This window comes from Herbaspirillum sp. Sphag64 (assembly GCF_014192645.1).
GTDB lineage: Bacteria > Pseudomonadota > Gammaproteobacteria > Burkholderiales > Burkholderiaceae_D > Herbaspirillum.
Map to the genome: position 1 here is coordinate 1 of NZ_JACHYE010000032.1, position 4,011 is coordinate 4,011.

Genomic DNA, 4,011 nt, shown 5'->3' on the forward strand with positions numbered 1-4,011 from the left:
AGCGATGCCAAGCCCGTCCCCGGAAAACCCGGCCAAATGACCGATGCCAGCACCAAGATGAACGGCACCGGCCTCGGCTATGGGAGCACCAGCGGTAGTGATAGCAGCAGCACTGACTCAGGCATCAGTGGCGGCACGATCACCATTACGGATGCAACTGCGCAAGAAGCACTGACTGGCAAGAATGTCGAACAAACGCTAGCCACCATCGACACCACGGTGCGCAGTGACGAAGACAGAAGCAACAAGCTGAGTAAGCGCTGGGATGGACAGCAGCTGATGGAGGACGTAACTGCACAAGCGCAAATCACGCAAGCCTTTGGGCAACAAGCTGCCAAGGCCATTGGCGACTATGCCACCGGCAAGCTCAATGCACTGAACGCCCAGATCGATCAGGAAACCGATCCCATCAAACGTGCCGCACTCAAAGATGAAGCCAGCAAATGGGAAGACAACGGCACTTACCGTATGTTGTTGCACACCGCTACGGGGGCATTGACTGGTGGTCTCGCCGGGGCCGCTGGCGCAGCGGGCTCCTCACTGGCGATGAACGCCATTGCGGAGCAGATCGACAAGACAGACTTGCCCGAGGTACTCAAGCAAGGGCTGGCACAGATTGCTGCCGGAGCGATTGGTAGCGCCGCAGGCGGGAACGCGGGGATGGCTGCTGCGGTCAATGTGGAGGCGAATAATCGGCAGTTGCATCAGGACGAAAAGACATGGATTAAAACAAACGCCAAACGCTATGCATCCACACAAGGCATATCTGTTGAACAGGCACTGCAAGAACTGACCGCGCAGGCAAACCGTCAAGTGCAATTCGGTTCACCCGGTGAATGGGATCAGAGCGCCAGTGCATTCCTGAATCAGGCTGGACGTGGGTTGCTGCCAGCTGACGGCAATAGTGGCCCAGGTTATATGTTTTATGCGACACCAGACCAAAAGGCGAATATGGATATGTATGCACAATTCGGCCATACGAACACCCCATCCGGACAAGACCTTGCAGCGGCAGCAAGTCGTGATCAGAACATTCGACAAAATGTCAGTAATGCGACGCTTGCGGCTGCCGGGGCTGCAGGGGTTATTGCAGGCGCAGGGCCGCTGGCGGCCATTTCCGGTACGCCGATTTTTAGTACAAATGGCGCGCTTGGCTCTGTCATGTGGGCATCGCCACTAGGTACCGGGACGATTAGCGCTGGTATCAATGCGGGGGCGCAGTATTATCAGAATGGAACGATTAATCCAATCGATGTGAGTACAAGTTTCCTTACGGGTGCCGCTGGATCATACGGTAAACTCTTCTGGAATATTGGTGTGAATACTGTTGCTGGCGGCGCTGGGGCAGCAGCTAACAATTACTTCAACGGGAAAAATAGTAGTATTGTTGGCGACGCTATTACGAGCGGCGCGTTATCCGGTATTGGTTATGGGCTTGGGTATATCACTGCGAATGGGATCAATTCCATACTGAGACCAACGATTAATAACGCTAATACATGGGCAGGAACTGGTATTTGGGCTGGTGGTGGTTATAATTTTTTTATACCAAATAATGGCGGAGTTATTGGTGGGGCTATCGGTGGCGGGGTAGTCCAAGAAGCGATTCGAGGAGCCATCAAAAAATGATTCAGAAATTAACTCTAATTTTTTTATTGACGATGCTGATTTGGTTCGCTGGATGCTCCGTAATGTGGGTGATCGGTAGTTATTTGCATTGTTACTTTGATGCTTGCAGCTATACGCCAAGATGGGAAGATGCAAAGTCCTCCTTTAAAATAAGTCTTGTTGTTTCATTGGCTTATACTTTTTTGGCTTGGATCAACGTGCTCCGAAAAATATAATATCGCTTCTTTATAAACGTAAAAATTCCAGGGTTGGCACTGTTGGATCTTCTATTGTGCAGGAAAAGCTCGACCCTCTGATTCAGGAAAAAATGGAAGGACAGAAATGAATCAGCGAAAAAAATTTGAATTAATAAGATGGCTATATTTTGTACTTTTATTCTTTTTATGCTCTACCGTCATTGTTATTTTGAGTGAGTTAGTGATAGGCCCTGCATTTCAATGGTTGCTTAACGACACTCCCTATCAGTTACCTACATTGAATCGAGTCAGTCGCATGACACTAGTCATTTTACTCATCAGTTTCTCGGCAGGAACAATAAGCTGGTATCACGAAAAGCGAATTTCAGGCCGCTGACCTCAACTGAACGGTAACACCAGCGGCAGTGACAGCAGCAACAAGCTCAGTAAGAACTGGGATGGGCAGCAACTGATGGAGGACGTAACTGCACAAGCGCAAATCACGCAAGCCTTTGGGCAACAAGCTGCCAAGGCCATTGGCGACTATGCCACCGGCAAGCTCAATGCACTGAACGCCCAGATCGATCAGGAAACCGATCCCATCAAACGTGCCGCACTCAAAGATGAAGCCAGCAAATGGGAAGACAACGGCACTTACCGTATGTTGTTGCACACCGCTACGGGGGCATTGACTGGTGGTCTCGCCGGGGCCGCTGGCGCAGCGGGCTCCTCACTGGCGATGAACGCCATTGCGGAGCAGATCGACAAGACAGACTTGCCCGAGGTACTCAAGCAAGGGCTGGCACAGATTGCTGCCGGAGCGATTGGTAGCGCCGCAGGCGGGAACGCGGGGATGGCTGCTGCGGTCAATGTGGAGGCGAATAATCGGCAGTTGCATCAGGACGAAAAGACATGGATTAAAACAAACGCCAAACGCTATGCATCCACACAAGGCATATCTGTTGAACAGGCACTGCAAGAACTGACCGCGCAGGCAAACCGTCAAGTGCAATTCGGTTCACCCGGTGAATGGGATCAGAGCGCCAGTGCATTCCTGAATCAGGCTGGACGTGGGTTGCTGCCAGCTGACGGCAATAGTGGCCCAGGTTATATGTTTTATGCGACACCAGACCAAAAGGCGAATATGGATATGTATGCACAATTCGGCCATACGAACACCCCATCCGGACAAGACCTTGCAGCGGCAGCAAGTCGTGATCAGAACATTCGACAAAATGTCAGTAATGCGACGCTTGCGGCTGCCGGGGCTGCAGGGGTTATTGCAGGCGCAGGGCCGCTGGCGGCCATTTCCGGTACGCCGATTTTTAGTACAAATGGCGCGCTTGGCTCTGTCATGTGGGCATCGCCACTAGGTACCGGGACGATTAGCGCTGGTATCAATGCGGGGGCGCAGTATTATCAGAATGGAACGATTAATCCAATCGATGTGAGTACAAGTTTCCTTACGGGTGCCGCTGGATCATACGGTAAACTCTTCTGGAATATTGGTGTGAATACTGTTGCTGGCGGCGCTGGGGCGGCAGCCAATAATTATTTCAACGGAACAGATAATAGTGTGGTTGGTAATGCACTTGCGAGTGGAGTCTTTAGCTCCGTGGGTTATGGCTTGGGTAAGGCAGGAGCGAATTTGTTTACCAGTGCGGTCAAACCGACTATTAATACAACTAATTGGGCAGGAACAGGTACGTGGTCTGGCGGAGGATGGAATTTATTTCGCCCTAATACAACGCCAGTTATAACAGGAGGTTTTATCGGGAGTACAGGGCAAAGTGCCATCGAATCAGTTAAAAATAAAAATATTAGTGGAGATAAAAATTGAAAAAGTTTTTTCTCATAACGGTTTGTTTTTGGATTTTCAGCTTTGTAGCCATATTTTCAGCATGGATTTTAGTGGCATGGGGATATTGTTTTTTTATTCCTAGTTGCTATGAACATCTTACTTTTAACCGAGTGTGGAGTATTGTGGACAGTAGGATCATCGCAATCCGTGTCAGCCTATTAACTATACTGATTATTGGAATTGTTTTTTTAAAAAGAAGATTCCAATAATCGCTTGGGGGAGTGTCAGATATTTCGTGTTCGAATTTACTGCAACTTGCACGGCCTGAAACAGCACCGTGCAAGCCCCTCCCTGAATGTCAATTATTCATCCCAATACTTGTTCAAGCACGCGATATGTTCCTCA

At 49.8% G+C, this 4,011-nt stretch carries 1 protein-coding gene and 1 pseudogene; both read left to right on the plus strand.

Going from position 1 to position 4,011, the window contains the following annotated elements; translation table 11 throughout:
• Positions 1–1,629, plus strand: a pseudogene (locus FHW66_RS20625) (hypothetical protein); the annotation flags it as partial.
• Positions 1,630–2,277: 648 nt separating this feature from the next.
• Entirely contained in the window at positions 2,278–3,645 is a 1,368-nt protein-coding gene (locus tag FHW66_RS20630) for a hypothetical protein (protein ID WP_183381705.1), read from the plus strand.
• Positions 3,646–4,011 lie beyond the last annotated feature (366 nt).